This window comes from Luteimonas sp. 22616 (genome assembly GCF_052044325.1).
Classification (GTDB): Bacteria; Pseudomonadota; Gammaproteobacteria; order Xanthomonadales; family Xanthomonadaceae; genus Luteimonas.
In genome coordinates this window covers 1495384-1511237 of the sequence record NZ_JBQEMW010000001.1, presented here as the reverse complement: position 1 = coordinate 1511237, position 15854 = coordinate 1495384, and the positions used below count along the sequence as shown (strand labels likewise).

The 15854-nt window shown below is 68.1% G+C and carries 13 protein-coding genes; 8 read left to right on the top strand and 5 right to left on the bottom strand.

The window, feature by feature from the left end:
* Window positions 1-72 precede the first annotated feature (72 nt).
* The 6 genes from ffh to rplS all read left to right on the top strand — a co-directional run bounded on the left by ffh (window position 73) and on the right by rplS (window position 4683).
* Entirely contained in the window at window positions 73-1437 is a 1365-nt protein-coding gene (gene ffh / locus ACTJIL_RS06925) for a signal recognition particle protein (protein ID WP_440754808.1), read from the top strand.
* Window positions 1438-1549: 112 nt separating this feature from the next.
* Window positions 1550-2365: an aminotransferase class IV family protein gene (locus ACTJIL_RS06920; protein ID WP_440755868.1), complete on the top strand. Its 816-nt coding sequence runs from the start codon at window positions 1550-1552 to the stop codon at window positions 2363-2365.
* A 149-nt stretch (window positions 2366-2514) separates the two neighbouring features.
* Window positions 2515-2790: a 30S ribosomal protein S16 gene (gene rpsP / locus ACTJIL_RS06915; RefSeq protein WP_440754807.1), complete on the top strand. Its 276-nt coding sequence runs from the start codon at window positions 2515-2517 to the stop codon at window positions 2788-2790.
* 34 nt (window positions 2791-2824) lie between these two features.
* On the top strand, window positions 2825-3337 hold the full coding sequence (rimM, locus tag ACTJIL_RS06910; RefSeq protein ID WP_440754806.1) for a ribosome maturation factor RimM: 513 nt from the start codon (window positions 2825-2827) through the stop codon (window positions 3335-3337).
* Between the two features lie 32 nt (window positions 3338-3369).
* Window positions 3370-4131, top strand: coding sequence for a tRNA (guanosine(37)-N1)-methyltransferase TrmD (gene trmD, locus ACTJIL_RS06905; RefSeq protein ID WP_440754805.1), 762 nt, complete (start codon window positions 3370-3372; stop codon window positions 4129-4131).
* A gap of 138 nt (window positions 4132-4269) precedes the next feature.
* A complete protein-coding gene (gene rplS / locus ACTJIL_RS06900; RefSeq protein ID WP_440754804.1) occupies window positions 4270-4683 on the top strand; it encodes a 50S ribosomal protein L19 in 414 nt (137 codons plus the stop codon).
* Window positions 4684-4876: 193 nt separating this feature from the next.
* Here rplS and ACTJIL_RS06895 read toward each other — a convergent pair whose 3' ends face one another.
* Complete coding sequence (locus tag ACTJIL_RS06895) at window positions 4877-6328, bottom strand: MATE family efflux transporter (RefSeq protein ID WP_440754803.1); 1452 nt, start codon at window positions 6326-6328, stop codon at window positions 4877-4879.
* A 95-nt stretch (window positions 6329-6423) separates the two neighbouring features.
* Here ACTJIL_RS06895 and ACTJIL_RS06890 point away from each other — a divergent pair, with 95 nt between their 5' ends.
* The gene (locus tag ACTJIL_RS06890; protein WP_440754802.1) at window positions 6424-6816 is read left to right on the top strand and encodes an RNA-binding S4 domain-containing protein; all 393 of its coding nucleotides are present in this window, start codon (window positions 6424-6426) and stop codon (window positions 6814-6816) included.
* Window positions 6817-7005: 189 nt separating this feature from the next.
* On the opposite strand, the gene ACTJIL_RS06885 is transcribed toward ACTJIL_RS06890, so the two are convergent.
* The 4 genes from ACTJIL_RS06885 to mutS all read right to left on the bottom strand — a co-directional run bounded on the left by ACTJIL_RS06885 (window position 7006) and on the right by mutS (window position 12658).
* Window positions 7006-8523 carry a catalase gene (locus ACTJIL_RS06885; RefSeq protein WP_440754801.1) on the bottom strand — a complete coding sequence of 506 codons (1518 nt, stop codon included), beginning with the start codon at window positions 8521-8523 and terminating at the stop codon, window positions 7006-7008.
* A 174-nt stretch (window positions 8524-8697) separates the two neighbouring features.
* The gene (locus ACTJIL_RS06880) at window positions 8698-9327 is read right to left on the bottom strand and encodes a DUF937 domain-containing protein (protein ID WP_440754800.1); all 630 of its coding nucleotides are present in this window, start codon (window positions 9325-9327) and stop codon (window positions 8698-8700) included.
* Window positions 9328-9383: 56 nt separating this feature from the next.
* On the bottom strand, window positions 9384-10085 hold the full coding sequence (locus ACTJIL_RS06875; protein ID WP_440754799.1) for an MOSC domain-containing protein: 702 nt from the start codon (window positions 10083-10085) through the stop codon (window positions 9384-9386).
* Window positions 10082-12658 carry a DNA mismatch repair protein MutS gene (gene mutS, locus ACTJIL_RS06870; protein WP_440754798.1) on the bottom strand — a complete coding sequence of 859 codons (2577 nt, stop codon included), beginning with the start codon at window positions 12656-12658 and terminating at the stop codon, window positions 10082-10084. Before mutS ends, ACTJIL_RS06875 begins: the two co-directional genes overlap by 4 nt.
* A 310-nt stretch (window positions 12659-12968) precedes the next feature.
* Between mutS and ACTJIL_RS06865 the strand changes: the two genes are divergently transcribed.
* A complete protein-coding gene (locus ACTJIL_RS06865; protein ID WP_440754797.1) occupies window positions 12969-15593 on the top strand; it encodes a TonB-dependent receptor in 2625 nt (874 codons plus the stop codon).
* The last annotated feature ends 261 nt before the right edge of the window (window positions 15594-15854 follow it).

Genomic DNA, 15854 nt, shown 5'->3' with positions numbered 1-15854 from the left:
GCCGCCACGAGCCGGGCGACCGCGACCACCAAGCTATAATCCGCGGCCGCTTTCCCGAACCATCCCGCATCCATGTTCGAATCCCTGACCCAACGCCTGTCCGGCACCATCGAGCGCCTGCGCGGCCGCGGCCGGCTGACCGAATCCAACATCAGCGAGGCGCTGCGCGAGGTGCGCATCGCACTGCTCGAAGCCGACGTCGCGCTGCCGGTGGTGCAGGCGGTGATCCAGCGCATCAAGGTGCGCGCGGTGGGCCAGGAAGTTCTCAAGTCGCTGACTCCGGGCCAGGCGCTGATCAAGGTCGTCCGCGACGAGCTGACCCTGGTGATGGGCGCGGCGGCGAGCGAGCTCAACCTCAACGTGCCGGCGCCGGCCGTGATCCTGATGGCCGGCCTGCAGGGCGCGGGCAAGACCACCACGGTGGCCAAGCTTGCGAAACACCTGAAGGACAAGCGCAAGAAGAAGGTGATGGTGGTCAGCGCCGACGTCTATCGCCCGGCGGCGATCGAGCAGCTGAAGACGCTGGCGCAGCAGGTCGACGTGCTGTTCTTCCCGTCCACCGCCGACCAGAAGCCGGAAGCCATCGTCCGCGCCGCCATCGACGATGCGCGGAAGTCGTACGCCGACGTGCTGATCGTCGACACCGCCGGCCGCCTCGCCATCGACGAAGCGATGATGGTCGAGATCAAGGCCCTGCACGGCGCGGTGAACCCGGCCGAGACGCTGTTCGTGGTCGACTCGATGACCGGCCAGGACGCCGCGGTCACCGCCAAGGCCTTCGGCGAGGCGCTGCCGCTGACCGGCGTGGTACTGACCAAGACCGACGGCGATGCCCGCGGCGGCGCCGCGCTGAGTGTGCGCTACGTCACCGGCAAGCCGATCAAGTTCATCGGCACCGGCGAGAAGGTCGACGGGTTGGACGTGTTCCACCCCGACCGCATCGCCAGCCGCATCCTCGACATGGGCGACGTGTTGTCGCTGGTCGAGCAGGTCGAACAGCAGGTCGACCAGGACAAGGCGCAGAAGCTGGCCGAGAAGGTCGCCAAGGGTCGCAAGTTCGACCTCAACGACATGCGCGACCAGCTCGAGCAGATGCAGAACATGGGCGGCCTGTCGGGTTTGATGGACAAGCTGCCGGGCGTGGGCAAGATCCCCGACCACGTCAAGGCGCAGGTCACCGGCAAGGAAGTGCCGCGGATGGTCGCGATCATCAACTCGATGACCAAGAAGGAGCGCCGCAACCCGATGCTGCTCAACGGTTCGCGCCGCTCCCGCATCGCCAAGGGCGCAGGGCTCACCCCGGCCGACGTCAACAAGCTGATGAAGCAGTACCAGCAGATGGAAAAGATGATGGGCAAGCTGGGCCGCGGCGGCATGAAGGGCATGATGCGCGGCATGAAAGGCATGATGGGCGGCGGCGGGATGCCGTTCCGCTGAGATGACATCGACACGACCGGTGTGTCTGGTGGGGGCGGCCATGGCCGCGATTGGATCTCCGGTACGAAACATCGCGGCCATGGCCGTTCCCACCGGAGCCTGAGCCTTGGCTGTGATCCTGTGCAATGGCCGCATCGTCGAAACCGACGATCCCGGGCCGGCTGTTGCGCGGCCCCTGCACGCGCTGGCGCTGCGCAACTACGGCCACTTCACCACGATGCAGGTGCGCGACCGCGCCGTACGCGGACTCGACCTGCACCTGCGTCGCCTGCGCGAGGCGACTCGCGAGCTGTTCGCCACCGACCTTGACGATGCCCGCGTGCTCGATGGATTGCGTCGCGGACTCGACGCCGCGGGTGTCCCCGACTGCAGTGCGCGCGTGACCATCTGCGCGCCGGACTTCGATCTCCGCGATCCGCTGCGGGCGGTCGAGGTCGACGTGATCGTCTCGATTTCGCCGCCCGCCGATCCCGAGCCGGAACCGCGACGGGTGAAGTCCTTCCGCCACGAACGCGCGCTGCCACACATCAAGCATGTCGGCACCTTCCCCCTGCTCCATTTCGCCCGCGAGGCGCGGCTTGCCGGCTACGACGATGCCCTGTTCGTGGGGCACGACGGCCGGGTGAGCGAAGGCTCGGTCTGGAACGTAGGCTTCTGGGACGGGCAGGCCGTGGTCTGGCCCCTGGCGCCGGCACTGGGCGGGACCTGCGAGCGGCTGCTGCGGGCGGGCCTGGACGAACTGGGCGTGGCGCAGGTCAGCCGCGAGGTGCGCCTGCCCGAGTTGGCGGGCTTCCGGGCCGGTTTCGCCTGCAATTCCCGCGGCGTATGGGCGCTCGCCGGCGTCGACGGGGTGGCTTGGGCGCCGGACGGCGGCCTCGCTGGCCTGCTGGAACAGGCGCTGGCCGGCAGGCCTTGGCAGCCCGTGTAGCGATTCCCGATATTCCGTGGCGGGGTCGGACAGGCCGGGCCGGCCGCCCGGAAAATCGGATATCGCGGGCTTTTCATGATCCGCTTCAGTGCTTTACAATGCCCGGCTTACCTCGCCGTCCTGGCGACTGGGCAACACGAGAACACACCATGGTCAAGATCCGCCTTACCCGTGGCGGCGCCAAGAAGCGCCCCTTCTACCACATCATCGTCACCGACCACCGCAGCGCACGCGATGGCCGCAACATCGAGCGCGTGGGTTTCTACAACCCCGTCGCGTCGGGCGCCGAGAAGCGCATCGAGCTCGATATCGCCCGCGTCGACCATTGGGTCGGGCAGGGCGCGCAGCTGACCGACAAGGTCCGCAACCTGTACAAGGAAGCGGCCAAGATCGCCGCGGCTGCCCCGGCAGCCGAAGCTGCCTGATGCTTCGGCCGCGCCTGGCGCGGCCATTGCCGACATGGAATCTTCCACGCGCCGCATCCTGCTGGGCAGGGTCCACGGCGCGTTCGGCGTGCGTGGCGAACTGAAGCTCGAGTCGTTCACCGAGCCCGCCAACGCGATCCTCCGCTACCAGCCATGGATCCTGCGCGACGCGCAGGGCCGCGAGCGGGAGCTTGCGGGGGCGCGTGGACGCCTGACCGCGAAGGGCATCGTCGCGACGTTTCCGGAAGTCGCCGATCGTGACGCCGCCGAGGCGCTGCGCGGCAGCGAGGTCTGGGTGGCGCGTTCGGCGCTGCCACCGCCGCAGCCCGGCGAATATTACTGGGTCGACCTGGAAGGCCTGCGCGTGGTCAATCGCGAAGGCGTCGATTTCGGCCGCGTTTCGCATCTGTTCTCCACCGGCGCCAACGACGTGCTGGTGGCCGAAGGCGAGCGGGAGCGGATGATTCCCTTCCTGCAGCCGGACTACATCGTCTCCATCGATTTCGATGCCGGGCTGGTCACCGTCGACTGGGATCCGGAGTTCTGAAGCCCCTCCCTTGAAGGGAAGGAGTGGAATCCATGCGCATCGACATCGTCAGCCTGTTCCCCGAGTTCGTCGCCCAGGTCGCCGGCCACGGCGTTGTGGGTCGTGCGCAGGAACGTGGACTGTTGTCGCTGCACGGCTGGAATCCGCGCGACCATGCCGAGGGCAACTATCGCCGCGTGGACGACCGGCCGTTCGGCGGCGGCCCCGGGATGGTGATGATGATCGACCCGCTGCGCGCCTGCCTCGCCGCCGCGCGCGCGGCAGATCCGGCGCCTGCCCGCGTCATCTACCTCAGCCCACAGGGCCGGCCGCTGACCCAGGCGAAGGTCCGCGACCTGGCCGCCGAGCCGCGCATGATCCTGCTGTGCGGCCGCTACGAAGGCGTCGACGAACGCCTGCTGGCGGCCGAAGTCGACGAGGAACTCTCCATCGGCGACTACGTGCTCTCGGGTGGCGAACTGGCCGCCGCGGTGGTCGTCGATGCGGTCGCCCGGCTGCAGGAGGGCGCCCTGAACGATGCCGAATCCGCCGTCCAGGACAGTTTCGAGGGCGACGGCCTGCTCGACTGCCCGCATTACACCCGGCCGGTCGAACATGCGCTGGGCGACGTGCCGGCGGTGCTGCTGTCGGGCAATCACGCGGGAATCGCCCGCTGGCGACGCCAGCAGGCCCTTGGCCGGACCTGGCTGCGGCGCCCGGACCTGCTGGACCGCGACGCCCTGTCGCCAGTCGATCGCCGGCTGCTGGAGGAGTTCCTGGCCGCGGCCGGCGATGGTTCCGGCAACGCCACGTAACCCCCTAGCGCGCAAGGGAAAATTGCCGCTATAATTGCCCGCTTCGCTCCACCATGCCAAGACGCGGGTCCACGTGCACTCGCGCTACAACAACGCCTTCAAGGCACTCCCAACAGGCAAGCAACCCAGGTCATCGTCATGAACAAGCCCTCGATCAACACGCTGCTGCAGAATTTCGAAACCGAACAGGCCCAGCGCCAGCTGCCCGACTTCGGCCCCGGCGACACCATCGTCGTCAACGTCAAGGTCAAGGAAGGCAACCGCGAGCGCGTGCAGGCCTACGAGGGCGTGGTCATCGGCAAGAAGAACGCCGGCCTCAACTCCGCCTTCACCGTGCGCAAGATTTCGCACGGCTACGGCGTCGAGCGCGTGTTCCAGACCCACAGTGCCGCGATCGACTCGGTCGAGGTCAAGCGTCGTGGCGCCGTGCGCGCCGGCAAGCTGTACTACCTGCGCGGACTGGAAGGCAAGAAGGCGCGCATCAAGGAAGACTTGGCCGGCAACGCCAAGGCGCGTGCCGCTGCTGCCGCAGCCGCTGCCGCCGCGAAGTAATCTTCCCGGCATCGCTGCACGAACGGCCACCTCGGGGTGGCCGTTTTCGTTGGCACGGCTGTCGTGGAAACGGCGGTTCCTGGCTCCCGGTTCCTGGTTCCTGGTTATTCGCAGGAGCGGCGGAAGCCGCGATGCCTGCCCCGCGCAAGACATCGCGGCTTCCGCTCCTGCGACAGCACTCCACCCGCTGGGGTCACGCCCGTGGCCCCTGGTCGGCGACCGGCGAAGGCACCTGTGACGGCACTTCCGATGGCACCGCGACCGCATCCGGATCCGGCTTGAGCATCTTCGCCTTGCGCCAGTTGCCCCAGCGGTAATACGCCATCGACATCAACATCGAGCACAGCGCGCTGACCGGGAAGCTCCACCAGATCGCATCGATCCCCAAAGTCGGCTGCAGCAGGTCGGCGAACGGGATGCGGATGCCCCACATCGCGATGCCCAGGATCACCAGCGGCGGGATCACCGCGCCGGTGGCGCGCACGACGCCGGAGATGACGAAGCTCACGCCGAAGAACAGGAACGACCACACCGCGATGTGGTTGAGATGGCGGCCGTGTTCCAGCGCCGCGCTGCCGTCGGGCAGGAACAGTGACAGCGTGGTGTGGTCGAACAGGATCACCGGTGCGATCAGCGCGCCGGTCATCAGGAAATTGAACGCGGTACCGGTGCGCGCGGTAGCGTTGACCCGGTCCCAGTGGCCGGCGCCGACGTTCTGCGCGGCCATTGACGAGCACGCCGCGCCGATCGCCATCGCCGGCATCTGGATGTAGGTCCACAGCTGCAGCGCCGCGCCATAGGCGGAGGCGTAGTCGACGCCGTATGCGTTGACCATGCTGATCATCATGATCATCGCCAGCGAGATCACGATCATCTGCAGGCCCATCGGCACGCCCTTGACCACCAGCGCGCGCAGGATCGCGATGTCGGGCTTGTAGACGGCGTTCTCGTGCCGGCTGATCCACAGCGGATGGCGGCGATGGCGCAGCCACAGCAGCATCGCGGCCAGGCTGATCACGTTGGCCACGAGGGTCGACGTGGCGGAGCCGGCGATGCCCATTTCCGGCAGCGGGCCGATGCCGAAGATCAGCAGCGGGTTCAGCACGATGTCCAGCAGCACCGCCAGCATGAGGAACACGAATGGCGTGCGGGTGTCGCCGGAGCCGCGCAGGATCGCCGACAGGAAGGCGAACATGTACAGGAACGGCACGGCCATGAAGATGATGCGCAGGTAGGACTCGGCCAGCGCGAGCGACTCGGCGGGCGTGCTCATCCACACCAGGATGTGGCGCGACAGCGGCATGCCGGCGAAGGCGATCACCAGCGACACCAGGAAGAAGAACGTGGCGCTGGTGCCGATCACGAGCTTGGCCTGCGCGGTGTCCTTCGTGCCCATCGCCTGCCCGACCAGGATGGTCGCGGCCATGCCGACGCCGAACACCGCGCCGATCAGGAAGAACATGATGTTGTTGGCGTTCGCGGTCGCGGTGAGCGCCTCCTCGCCGAGGAAGCGGCCGACCCAGATCGCGTTGACCGATCCGTTCAGCGACTGCAGCACGTTGCCGGCCAGGATCGGCAGCGCGAACACGAACAGCGTGCGCCCGATCGGGCCCTGGGTCAGGTCGCGCGTCCTGGCGTTCGGCATCGCGGCATCTTGCCAGAAGCCGGGTACAGCCTGGTTTCACGGCAACGCACAGCGGGATTCGGGCAAACTGGAGCCATGCGAAATCGTGCAGTCCGGTGAGCATCGAAACCACCAGGCTCGACATCTGGCTCTGGGCAGCGCGGTTCTACCGGACTCGCAGCCTGGCGAAGCAGGCAGTCGAGACGGGCAAGGTCGAGATCGATGGCCAGCGTGCCAAGGCCTCGCGCAGCGTGCGCGTAGGCGATGCGCTGCGGATCGTGCGCGGCGAGGAAACTTTCGAGGTCGAGGTCGCCGCGATCGGCGAGAAGCGCGGGACGGCGGCGGTGGCGCGGATGCTGTACGTCGAGTCTGAAGCCTCGCGCGATGCGCGCGAGAACCGCCTCGCCGAGCTGCGCGCCGCGCGGGCCGGCTACCAGGCGCCGGAAGGCAAGCCCGACAAGCGCGCACGCAGGCTGATCCGCGCACTTGGGGATATCGATGCGTCCTGATGGTGGTTGCGCATCCCGCAGGATTCTTGCAGGAGCGGCTTCAGCCGCGAGCTTTTGATCTTCAAAGCCAGGCTGGCTGTACGACAAGAGCCCGCGGCTGAAGCCGCTCTTGCAAGGGCGCCGTTCCGCAGAAGCGAAACGCCGGCAGTCGGACTGCCGGCGTTCGCATGAAGACCGGATGTACCGGACTCAGGCCTGGGCCGGCTGCTCCTCTTCGCCAAGGCTGTTGGGCGAGGTGGTGCCGGCGAATGCGCCGAGCTTGCGCAGCGCCGCCTCCACGCCCGCGCCGTACGCGGGATCGGCCTTGCTGCAGTTACCGACGTGGCGCTGCTTGATGAAGTCCGGCGCGTCGCCCATGGCGCGGGCGGTGTTGTCGAACAGCACCTGCTGCTGCTCCGGGGTCATCAGCCGGAACAGGTCGCCGGGCTGCTTGAAGTAGTTGTCGTCGTTGTCGCGGTAGTTCCACCAGTCGGCGTCACCGCTGATCTTCAGCGGCGGCTCGCGGTACTGCGGCTGCTCCTGCCACTGGTGGAAGCTGTTGGGCTCGTAGTGCGGCAGGCCGCCGTAGTTGCCGTCGGCGCGGCCCTGGCCGTCGCGGTGGTTGCTGTGCACCGGGCAGCGCGCGGCGTTGACCGGGATCTGGTGGTAGTTCACGCCCAGGCGATAGCGCTGCGCGTCGGCGTAGTTGAACAGGCGCGACTGCAGCATCTTGTCCGGCGATGGCCCGATGCCCGGCACCAGGTTGCTCGGTGCGAACGCGGCCTGTTCGACGTCGGCAAAGAAGTTTTCCGGGTTGCGGTTGAGCTCGAACTCGCCGACTTCGATCAACGGGTAGTCGCCCTTCGGCCAGACCTTGGTCAGGTCGAAGGGGTGGTAGGGCACCTTCTCCGCGTCGGTCTCGGGCATGACCTGGATGTACAGCTTCCACTTCGGGAAGTCGCCGCGCTCGATCGCCTCGAACAGGTCGCGCTGGTGGCTCTCGCGGTCATTGCCGATGATGTCCGCGGCCTCGGCATCGGTGAGGTTCTTGATGCCCTGCTGGGTGCGGAAGTGGAACTTCACCCAGTAACGTTCGCCGGCCTCGTTCCAGAAGCTGTAGGTGTGCGAGCCGAAGCCGTGCATGTTGCGGTAGCTGGCGGGGATGCCGCGGTCGCTCATCACGATGGTGACCTGGTGCAGGGCCTCGGGCAGCAGCGTCCACCAGTCCCAGTTGTTGGTGGCCGAGCGCATGTTGGTGCGCGGGTCGCGCTTGACCGCCTTGTTGAGGTCCGGGAACTTGCGCGGGTCGCGGATGAAGAACACGGGGGTGTTGTTGCCCACCATGTCCCAGTTGCCTTCCTCGGTGTAGAACTTCAGCGCGAAGCCGCGGATGTCGCGCTCGGCGTCGGCCGCGCCGCGTTCGCCGGCCACGGTGGTGAAGCGGGCGAACATCTCGGTCTTCTTGCCGACCTTCGAGAAGATCGCGGCGCGGGTGTACTTGGTGATGTCGTGGGTGACGGTGAAGGTGCCGAACGCGCCGGAACCCTTGGCATGCATGCGCCGCTCGGGGATCACTTCGCGCACGAAATTGCCCAGCTTCTCGTGCAGCCACACGTCCTGCGACAACAGCGGGCCGCGCGGGCCGGCGGTGAGGCTGTTCTGGTTGTCCGGCACCGGCGCGCCGAACTGGGTGGTGAGGTGGGTGGGCTTGTCGGTGGGCTTGCTCACGGTGCGGGCTCCCGGATCGAAGGTGAACCGCAAAGCTAGCCCGGTTGTGCGGAAAGGGGAAATCGAACGAAGCAAACAGACTGATAGCTTTGGACTATCGCGAGGGTTTCCGACTCCCGGAACGGAAAAACGGCGGGCCAGGCCTGCCGTTTCGGTTCCCGGCCCGATGGCTCGTCAGCGCCGGCCGCCGAGCAGGCCGCCGCCGATCTTCATCAGGTCGCCGATGCCCAGCTGCCCGTCGCCGTCCTGGTCGAGCACGGCGCCCAGCAGGCCGCCGCCGGGGCCGCCCTGCTGGCGGATTTCCTGCTGCTCCTGGCCGAGGATGCCGCTGAGCACGTCGGGATCCGCGTTCGCCGCGCCGGCCTGCGTGCCTTCGCGCTGCTGGAACATGCGCTTGGCCAGGTAGGCCATCACGATCGGAGCGAGGATCTTCAGCAGTTGCCCCGCCTGGCCGCTCTGCAGCCCGGTGGCCTGGGCGACGCCGGCCTGCGCGCGCTCCTGGTTGCCACCGAAGATGTGGCCCAGGATGCCGGCGCCGTCGGTCTGGCGGCTCTGGCCACCGCCGAGCACCGCGCCCAGCACGCTGCCCAGGTCGCCACCGGCATGGTCCTTCTGCAGCGCGCCGAACAGCGCCTGCGCGCCTTCGGGCTGACTGGCGTTGCGGCCAAGCGCACCCATCAGCAGCGGCAACGCGGCGCCGACCGCGGAAGAGGCCTGTGCCGGATCGATACCGAGCTGTTGCGCGACCTGCTGGACCGGTGCGCCCTGCAACTGCGAGGCGAGGTCGTGGGTGAGGCTGGCCATGGTGTGTCCTTCGGAGATGGGAGGGTGATCCTACGACGGCCGCGCGTAGGAGAGCGTCAAAGTCGGTCCGGGCCGTCGATGCGCCGGCTCCAGTCTTCGACCTCTTCCATCTGCAGCCGGCGTTCCAGCAGCTTCCGCCACGAGGGCACCAGCGGCAATTGCAGCGCCGGCTCCAGCGCTTCGCGTGCGAGTGCGCGCCCGAACAACAGCGTGCCGAGCCGTCGCAGCGTCCATGCCGGATACGGACGCGCATCGAGCCGCAACAGTTCGCCGGCCCGGGCGGCGCCCGGCTGCAGGACACGGTAGTACCAGCCGGTGCGTCCGCTGGACTGCACGCGTCGCGCCATGTCGGGCACGTCGAAGCGGTCGTTGAGTTTCCAGCACGGCTGCCGACCCTGGCTGACTTCGATTAGCGCCGTGCCGAGGCGGAAGCGGTCGCCGAGGCAGACGTTGCCTTCGTCGAGGCCGCGAGTGCTGATGTTTTCGCCGAACGCGCCCGGCGCCTGCAGCAGCGGCAGCGGGCCGAGTTCGTCGCGCCACGCGGAGTAATGGTCGAACGCGTAGTGGTGGATCGCCTTGTCGGGCCCGCCGTGGACGCGCGGGTCGCCCTGCTCGTCGCCAACGAAGCCCAACTCGCCGATGGACACGGTGCCGGCGAGCGGATGCTTGTCGATCGCGCTGCTGCTGCCCGGGCGCGTGTACGGCTTCGCGCTGCCCACCAGCAGCGCATCGACGCGCACGTCGGACTGACCGTTCACGTCAGCGACTTGAGCCGGTACAGCGCTTCGAGCGCCTGCTTCGGGGTCAGCTCGTCCGGGTCGATGCCGGCCAGCGTGTCGAGCGCCGCCGACGCGGGCGCGAACAGGCCGATCTGTTGCGGCGCATCGAGCGCATCGGGCGACAGCGGCGGGGCGGCGTCGCGCATGTGCCGTTCCAGTTCGGCCAGGCGGCTGCGCGCCTGCATGATCACCGCCTTCGGCAGGCCTGCCAGCGCCGCGACCTGCAGGCCGAAGCTGCGGTCGGCCGGGCCGTCCTTCACCGCGTGCATGAACACCAGCGTTTCGCCGCCGGCCTTGTCGCGATGTTCCACCGCGTCGAGGTGCACGTTGGCGATGCCGCTGCCTGGTTCGGCCAGCGCGGTGAGTTCGAAGTAGTGCGTGGCGAACAGCGTGTAGCTGCGATTGACCGCCGCGAGGTGCCTTGCGCAGGAGTCGGCCAGCGCAAGGCCGTCGTAGGTCGACGTGCCGCGACCGATCTCGTCCATCAGCACCAGCGACTGCGCGGTGGCGTGGTGCAGGATGTAGCTGGTCTCGCTCATCTCGACCATGAAGGTCGATTGCCCGCGCGCGAGGTCGTCGCCGGCGCCGATGCGGGTGAGGATGCGGTCGATCGGCCCGATCGTTGCGCGTGCCGCCGGCACGAAGCTGCCGATGTGGGCGAGCAGCACGATCAGCGCGTTCTGGCGCATGTAGGTGCTCTTGCCGCCCATGTTGGGGCCGGTGATCACCAGCATCCGGCGTGCGTCGTCGAGCATCAGGTCGTTGGGCTCGAACGGTTCGTCGCGCACCGCCTCGACCACCGGGTGGCGGCCACGTTCGACCTGCAGGCAGGCGTCGTCGACCAGATCCGGCCGCGACCAGTCCAGCGCCTGCGCGCGCTCGGCGAAGCAGGCCAGCACGTCGAGCTCGCTCAGCGCCGCGGCGCAGCGCTTGAGCGATTCGAGGTGCTCGTTGAGCGCGTCGAGCAGGCCCTCGTAGAGCAGGCGTTCGCGCGCCAGCGAACGCTCGCGCGCCGACAGCACCTTGTCCTCGAAGGCCTTGAGTTCCTCGGTGATGTAGCGCTCGGCGCCGGTCAGGGTCTGGCGGCGGGTGTAGTGGGTCGGTGCCTTGGCCGCATGCACCTTGCTGATTTCGAGGTAATAGCCGTGGACGCGGTTGTAGCCGACCTTCAGCGTCGGGATGCCGCTGGCCGCGCGCTCGCGCTGCTCGAGGTCGACCAGGAACTGGTCGGCGTGGGTCGAGAGCCGGCGCAGTTCGGCGAGTTCGGCATCGTAGTCGTCGGCGAACACGCCGCCGTCGCGGGCCAGCACCGGCGGCTGCTCCACCAGCGCCTGCGCCAGCAATGCAGCCTGCGCGTCGTGCTCGCCGAGCCCGGCCACCAGCGCCTGCAGCCGCGGCGAGTCGAGCGGCGACAGCAATTCGCGCACCTGCGGCAGCATCGCCAGTGCATCGCGCAGCGTGCCCAGGTCGCGCGGCCGCGCCGAGCGCAGGGCGATGCGGGTGAGGATGCGTTCGACGTCGCCGAGCGCACGGAACGTCTCGCGCAGGTCGGAATCGCGGCGGCTGTCGATCAGCGATGCAACGGCGTGGTGGCGCTGGCCGACGACGTCGCGGTCGCGCAGCGGCCGGTGCAGCCAGCGCCGCAGCAGGCGCCCGCCCATCGGGGTGATGGTGCTGTCGAGCACGCCGAGCAGGGTGTGCTTCTGGTCGCCGTCGACGCGGGTGTCCAGTTCCAGGTGGCGGCGCGTGGCTGCGTTCATCGCGATCGCGCCGTCGCTCGATTCCACCGCGATCGACGTCAGGTGCGGCAGGCGCTGCTTCTGGGTTTCCTCGACGTAGCCGAGCAGCGCGCCTGCGGCGGCGATGGCCAGCGGGCGGTCGTCGATGCCGAACGCGGACAGGTCGTGCAGGTTGAAGAACTGCAGCAGCTGCCGGCGGCCGCTATCGGCGTCGAACAGCCATGGCGCGCGGCGTCGCGTGCCGCCGCGTGTGGCGGCGAAGGCAGGCCAGCCGTCTTCGTCGGGCAGCAGCAGTTCGGCCGGATCCAGGCGCGCAAGTTCGGCTTCCAGCGCATCGTCGCCGGCGACCTCGTTGACCAGGAAACGGCCGCCGGCCAGGTCCGCCCAGGCCAGGCCGTAACCGTTCTTTCCGCGGGCAAGGGCGAGCAGCAGAGTGTCGCGGCGCTCGGACAGCAACGCCTCGTCGGTCACCGTGCCGGGGGTGACGATCCGCACCACCTTGCGTTCCACCAGGCCCTTGCTCGCGGCCGGGTCGCCGATCTGCTCGCAGATCGCGACCGACTCGCCCAGCGCCACCAGCCTTGCCAGGTAACCCTCGGCGGCGTGGTGGGGCACGCCCGCCATCGGGATCGGCTGGCCGGCCGAGTTGCCGCGCTGGGTCAGGGTGATGTCGAGCAGTTTCGCCGCCTTGCGCGCGTCGTCGTAGAACAGCTCGTAGAAATCGCCCATGCGGAAGAACAGCAGCACGTCGGGATGCTCGGCCTTGGCCGCGAAAAACTGGCGCATCAGGGGGGTGTGCTGTTCGTGGGACATCGGATCCGGGGCAGGGGTGTCGGGCAGAACCGTTAGTGTGCCCGAAGCACCCGCGCGACCCGAACCCGGGAGTCCGCGGGGGCAGGATTGTGGCGATCGCCAAAGCGCCGCGATCCTGTGCTATACGTTGCCCGGTTCAGTTTTCCGCGGCATTCCATCGCCGCGGCCGCGCGCGGCCTTTCCCCCACGATGGCCACGTGCGAATCCGGCAGGCGGAGGCGTCCATGGCTCCTGTCGCGCCGGGCCGGAAGTTGAGTGACCGCATCGCGCGGGACAGGGCACGCTCATTCAATCCAGACAGGGGGAACACATGGCTATCCGCCAACCGCAACGCCAGACGCTCGCCGCCGCGGTGTTCGCGGCCTGCTTGACGATGTCAGTCGCCGTGCAGGCGCAGGAGGCCACGACGGCCGATGCATCGGCAAAGCCCGCTGCCGACAGTGACGAACCGGTGACGCTCGCCACCATGACCGTCACCGCGCAGAAGCGCGAGGAAGTCATGCAGGACGTGCCGATCATGATCACGGCGCTGCCGGAACAGCTGCTGCGCGACACCGGCGTGACCGACATCAAGGACGTGCAGTTGCTGGTGCCCGGCCTGCACGTGAGTTCGACCACCAACGAATCGCAGACCACCGCGCGCATCCGCGGCGTCGGCACCAACGGCGACAACGCCGGCCTGGAGTCGGCGGTGGGCGTGGTGATCGACGGCGTCTACCGTCCGCGCACCGGCGTGGGCTTCGGCGACCTGGGCGAGATCGAGCGGATCGAGGTCATCAAGGGTCCGCAGGGTACGGTGTTCGGCAAGAACACCTCGGCCGGCGTCATCAACGTCATGACCCGCCGGCCCAGCTACACGCAGGGCGTGGAGGGCGAGGTCACCGTCGGCAACTATGGCGAGGTCGGCGTTTCCGGCGCCTACAACGATGCCCTGGGCGACAACGCCGCCTTCCGCATCTACGCCGCGAAGCGCAAGCGCGACGGCGTCACCGACGTCAACACAGGCAAGGGTCCGCGCGCAGAAACCGAAGACAGCGACCGCAACTTCCACACCGTGCGCGGCCAGCTCCTGCTGGAGCCCACCGAAAATCTGTCGATCAACTTCATCGGCGACTTCACCAGCCGCGAGGAGCATTGCTGCACCGGCGTGACCACCTCCCGCGACGCCACCGGCGCCGGTCCGGCGGCGATCCTCAACGCGCTGGCCGGTGGCCCGGGGGTGATCGGGACGCCGGATCCGGAGCGCAGGCTCGCCTACAGCAACCGCAGCACCGAGCAGGACGTCAAGGACAAGGGCATCTCGGCGCAGGTCGACTGGGACACGGGTTGGCTGGGTGGCGCCGCGCTGACCTCGATCACCGCGTTCCGCGACTGGCAGACGATCAACGCGCTGGACTTCGACTTCTCCGGCGCCGACCTGCTGTACCGCCGCAACCAGTACGACGATTCCTCCACCGCCTTCGAGACCTTCAGCCAGGAGCTGCGCCTGACTGGCAGCACCGATCGCTGGGACTGGATGGTGGGCATGTTCTATTCCGACGAGGACCTGGAGCGCCACGACCAGTATGTGATCGGCGCCGACTACGAGCCGTACCTGTCCACGCTGGTCGGCAGTCAGGTGCTTGGTGGGCTGGCCGCGCAGCTGCAGCCGCTGGGGGTCACGGTCGATACCAGCAACCCGGCGACGTTCTTCTCCCAGGTCAGCGGCGTGCCGTTCGGCACCAACTTCATCGGCGATGCCGCGCAGGACCTGTATGAGCAGAATTCGAAGAGCGCGGCGCTGTTCACCAACAACACCTTCCACGCGAACGACAAGCTCGACTTCACCATCGGCCTGCGCTACACGCACGACAAGAAGGAGCTGACCTCGGCCTACGCCAATCCCAACGGCAGCGCCGGTTGCGGGATGCTGTTGTCGAACCTCGGCGTGCGGGTGGGCTCGGCGCTCGCGGGGCGGATCCCGGCGTGGGGATTCCTGTCGCCGCAGCAGCAGGCCGCGCTGGTCGGCGCGGTGGCACCCAGCATTGCCGGCTACATGTGCCTACCCTGGGCCAACGTGCTGCACAACGGGCGCGTCACCGACCAGAAGATGACCGAGAAGGAATGGTCCGGGACGGTGAAGGCGGCGTATCGCTGGAACGATGCGGTCATGACCTACGTGTCCGCCGCGCGCGGCTACAAGGGCGGCGGCTTCAACCTCGACCGGGTGCAGTCCAACGACGGCCTGTCGAGCGGCACCGCGGGCATCACGCCGGTGGACGACACTTCGTTCCCCGGCGAATTCGTCGACAGCTACGAGCTGGGCGCCAAGACCACCTGGATGGACGGCAACCTGCTGCTCAACGGCACGCTGTTCTACCAGGAGTTCACCGACTTCCAGCTCAACAGCTTCCTCGGCACCAGCTACGTGGTGCGTTCCCTGCCGGACGTGGTGTCCAAGGGTGCGGAAGTCGAACTGTTGTGGCAGACCGGCTTCGACGGCCTGAGCCTGCAGGGCGGCGTGACCTACGCCGACACCCGCTACGGCAATCAGATGCCGTACCCGGACCTGCAGCCCGGCGGCGCACTGGAGAACCTGCCCGGTCACCACATCAGCTTTGCGCCGCTGTGGTCGGCCTCGGCCTCGGCCACGTACCAGTGGCGGATGGGCGGCAACCTGCTGGGGCGCTTCAACATCGGCACCAAGTATATGTCCGAGCACAACACCGGTTCGGACCTGGATCCGCAAAAGGTGCAGGACGGCTTCGCGCTGGTGAACGCCCGCCTGGGCATCGGTTCGCAGGACAAGCGCTGGACCGTCGAGTTCTGGGGCCAGAACCTGACCGACGAAACCTACAAGCAGGTCGGCTTCGACGCGCCTCTGCAGCCAGGCGCGTGGAACGCCTTCCTCGGTGCGCCGAGGACCTACGGCGTGACGCTGCGCGTGCAGTACTGAGCGCGGTCGAAGAGGATGCATGGCCCGCCAGTGATGGCGGGCTTTTTTTCGGCCGGGACGGGCTGTGGACGAATGCCTGATGTCCGGCGTCTGCATCGCCACTGGTGTCCCGCGCGTTCTCCCGGGTTTCGCTGTGCAGGCGTGCAGCCGCGCCCGCGCATTCGCGACGTCGCCATGGACTGCGTGCATCCCGGATCGCCGCCGCCGCGCGACAGGCGCGGGGATTTGGGCTAAAAGGAAGCCCCTTCGTCCCCCGACGTG

Excerpts from the sequence above, each read along its gene's own strand:
- ffh (WP_440754808.1), top strand. The coding sequence starts at position 73 with ATGTTCGAATCCCTGACCCAACGCCTGTCCGGCACCATCGAGCGCCTG.
- rpsP (WP_440754807.1), top strand. The coding sequence starts at position 2,515 with ATGGTCAAGATCCGCCTTACCCGTGGCGGCGCCAAGAAGCGCCCCTTC.
- rimM (WP_440754806.1), top strand. The coding sequence starts at position 2,825 with ATGGAATCTTCCACGCGCCGCATCCTGCTGGGCAGGGTCCACGGCGCG.
- trmD (WP_440754805.1), top strand. The coding sequence starts at position 3,370 with ATGCGCATCGACATCGTCAGCCTGTTCCCCGAGTTCGTCGCCCAGGTC.
- rplS (WP_440754804.1), top strand. The coding sequence starts at position 4,270 with ATGAACAAGCCCTCGATCAACACGCTGCTGCAGAATTTCGAAACCGAA.
- ACTJIL_RS06895 (WP_440754803.1), bottom strand. The coding sequence starts at position 6,328 with ATGCCGAACGCCAGGACGCGCGACCTGACCCAGGGCCCGATCGGGCGC.
- ACTJIL_RS06880 (WP_440754800.1), bottom strand. The coding sequence starts at position 9,327 with ATGGCCAGCCTCACCCACGACCTCGCCTCGCAGTTGCAGGGCGCACCG.
- mutS (WP_440754798.1), bottom strand. The coding sequence starts at position 12,658 with ATGTCCCACGAACAGCACACCCCCCTGATGCGCCAGTTTTTCGCGGCC.
- ACTJIL_RS06865 (WP_440754797.1), top strand. The coding sequence starts at position 12,969 with ATGGCTATCCGCCAACCGCAACGCCAGACGCTCGCCGCCGCGGTGTTC.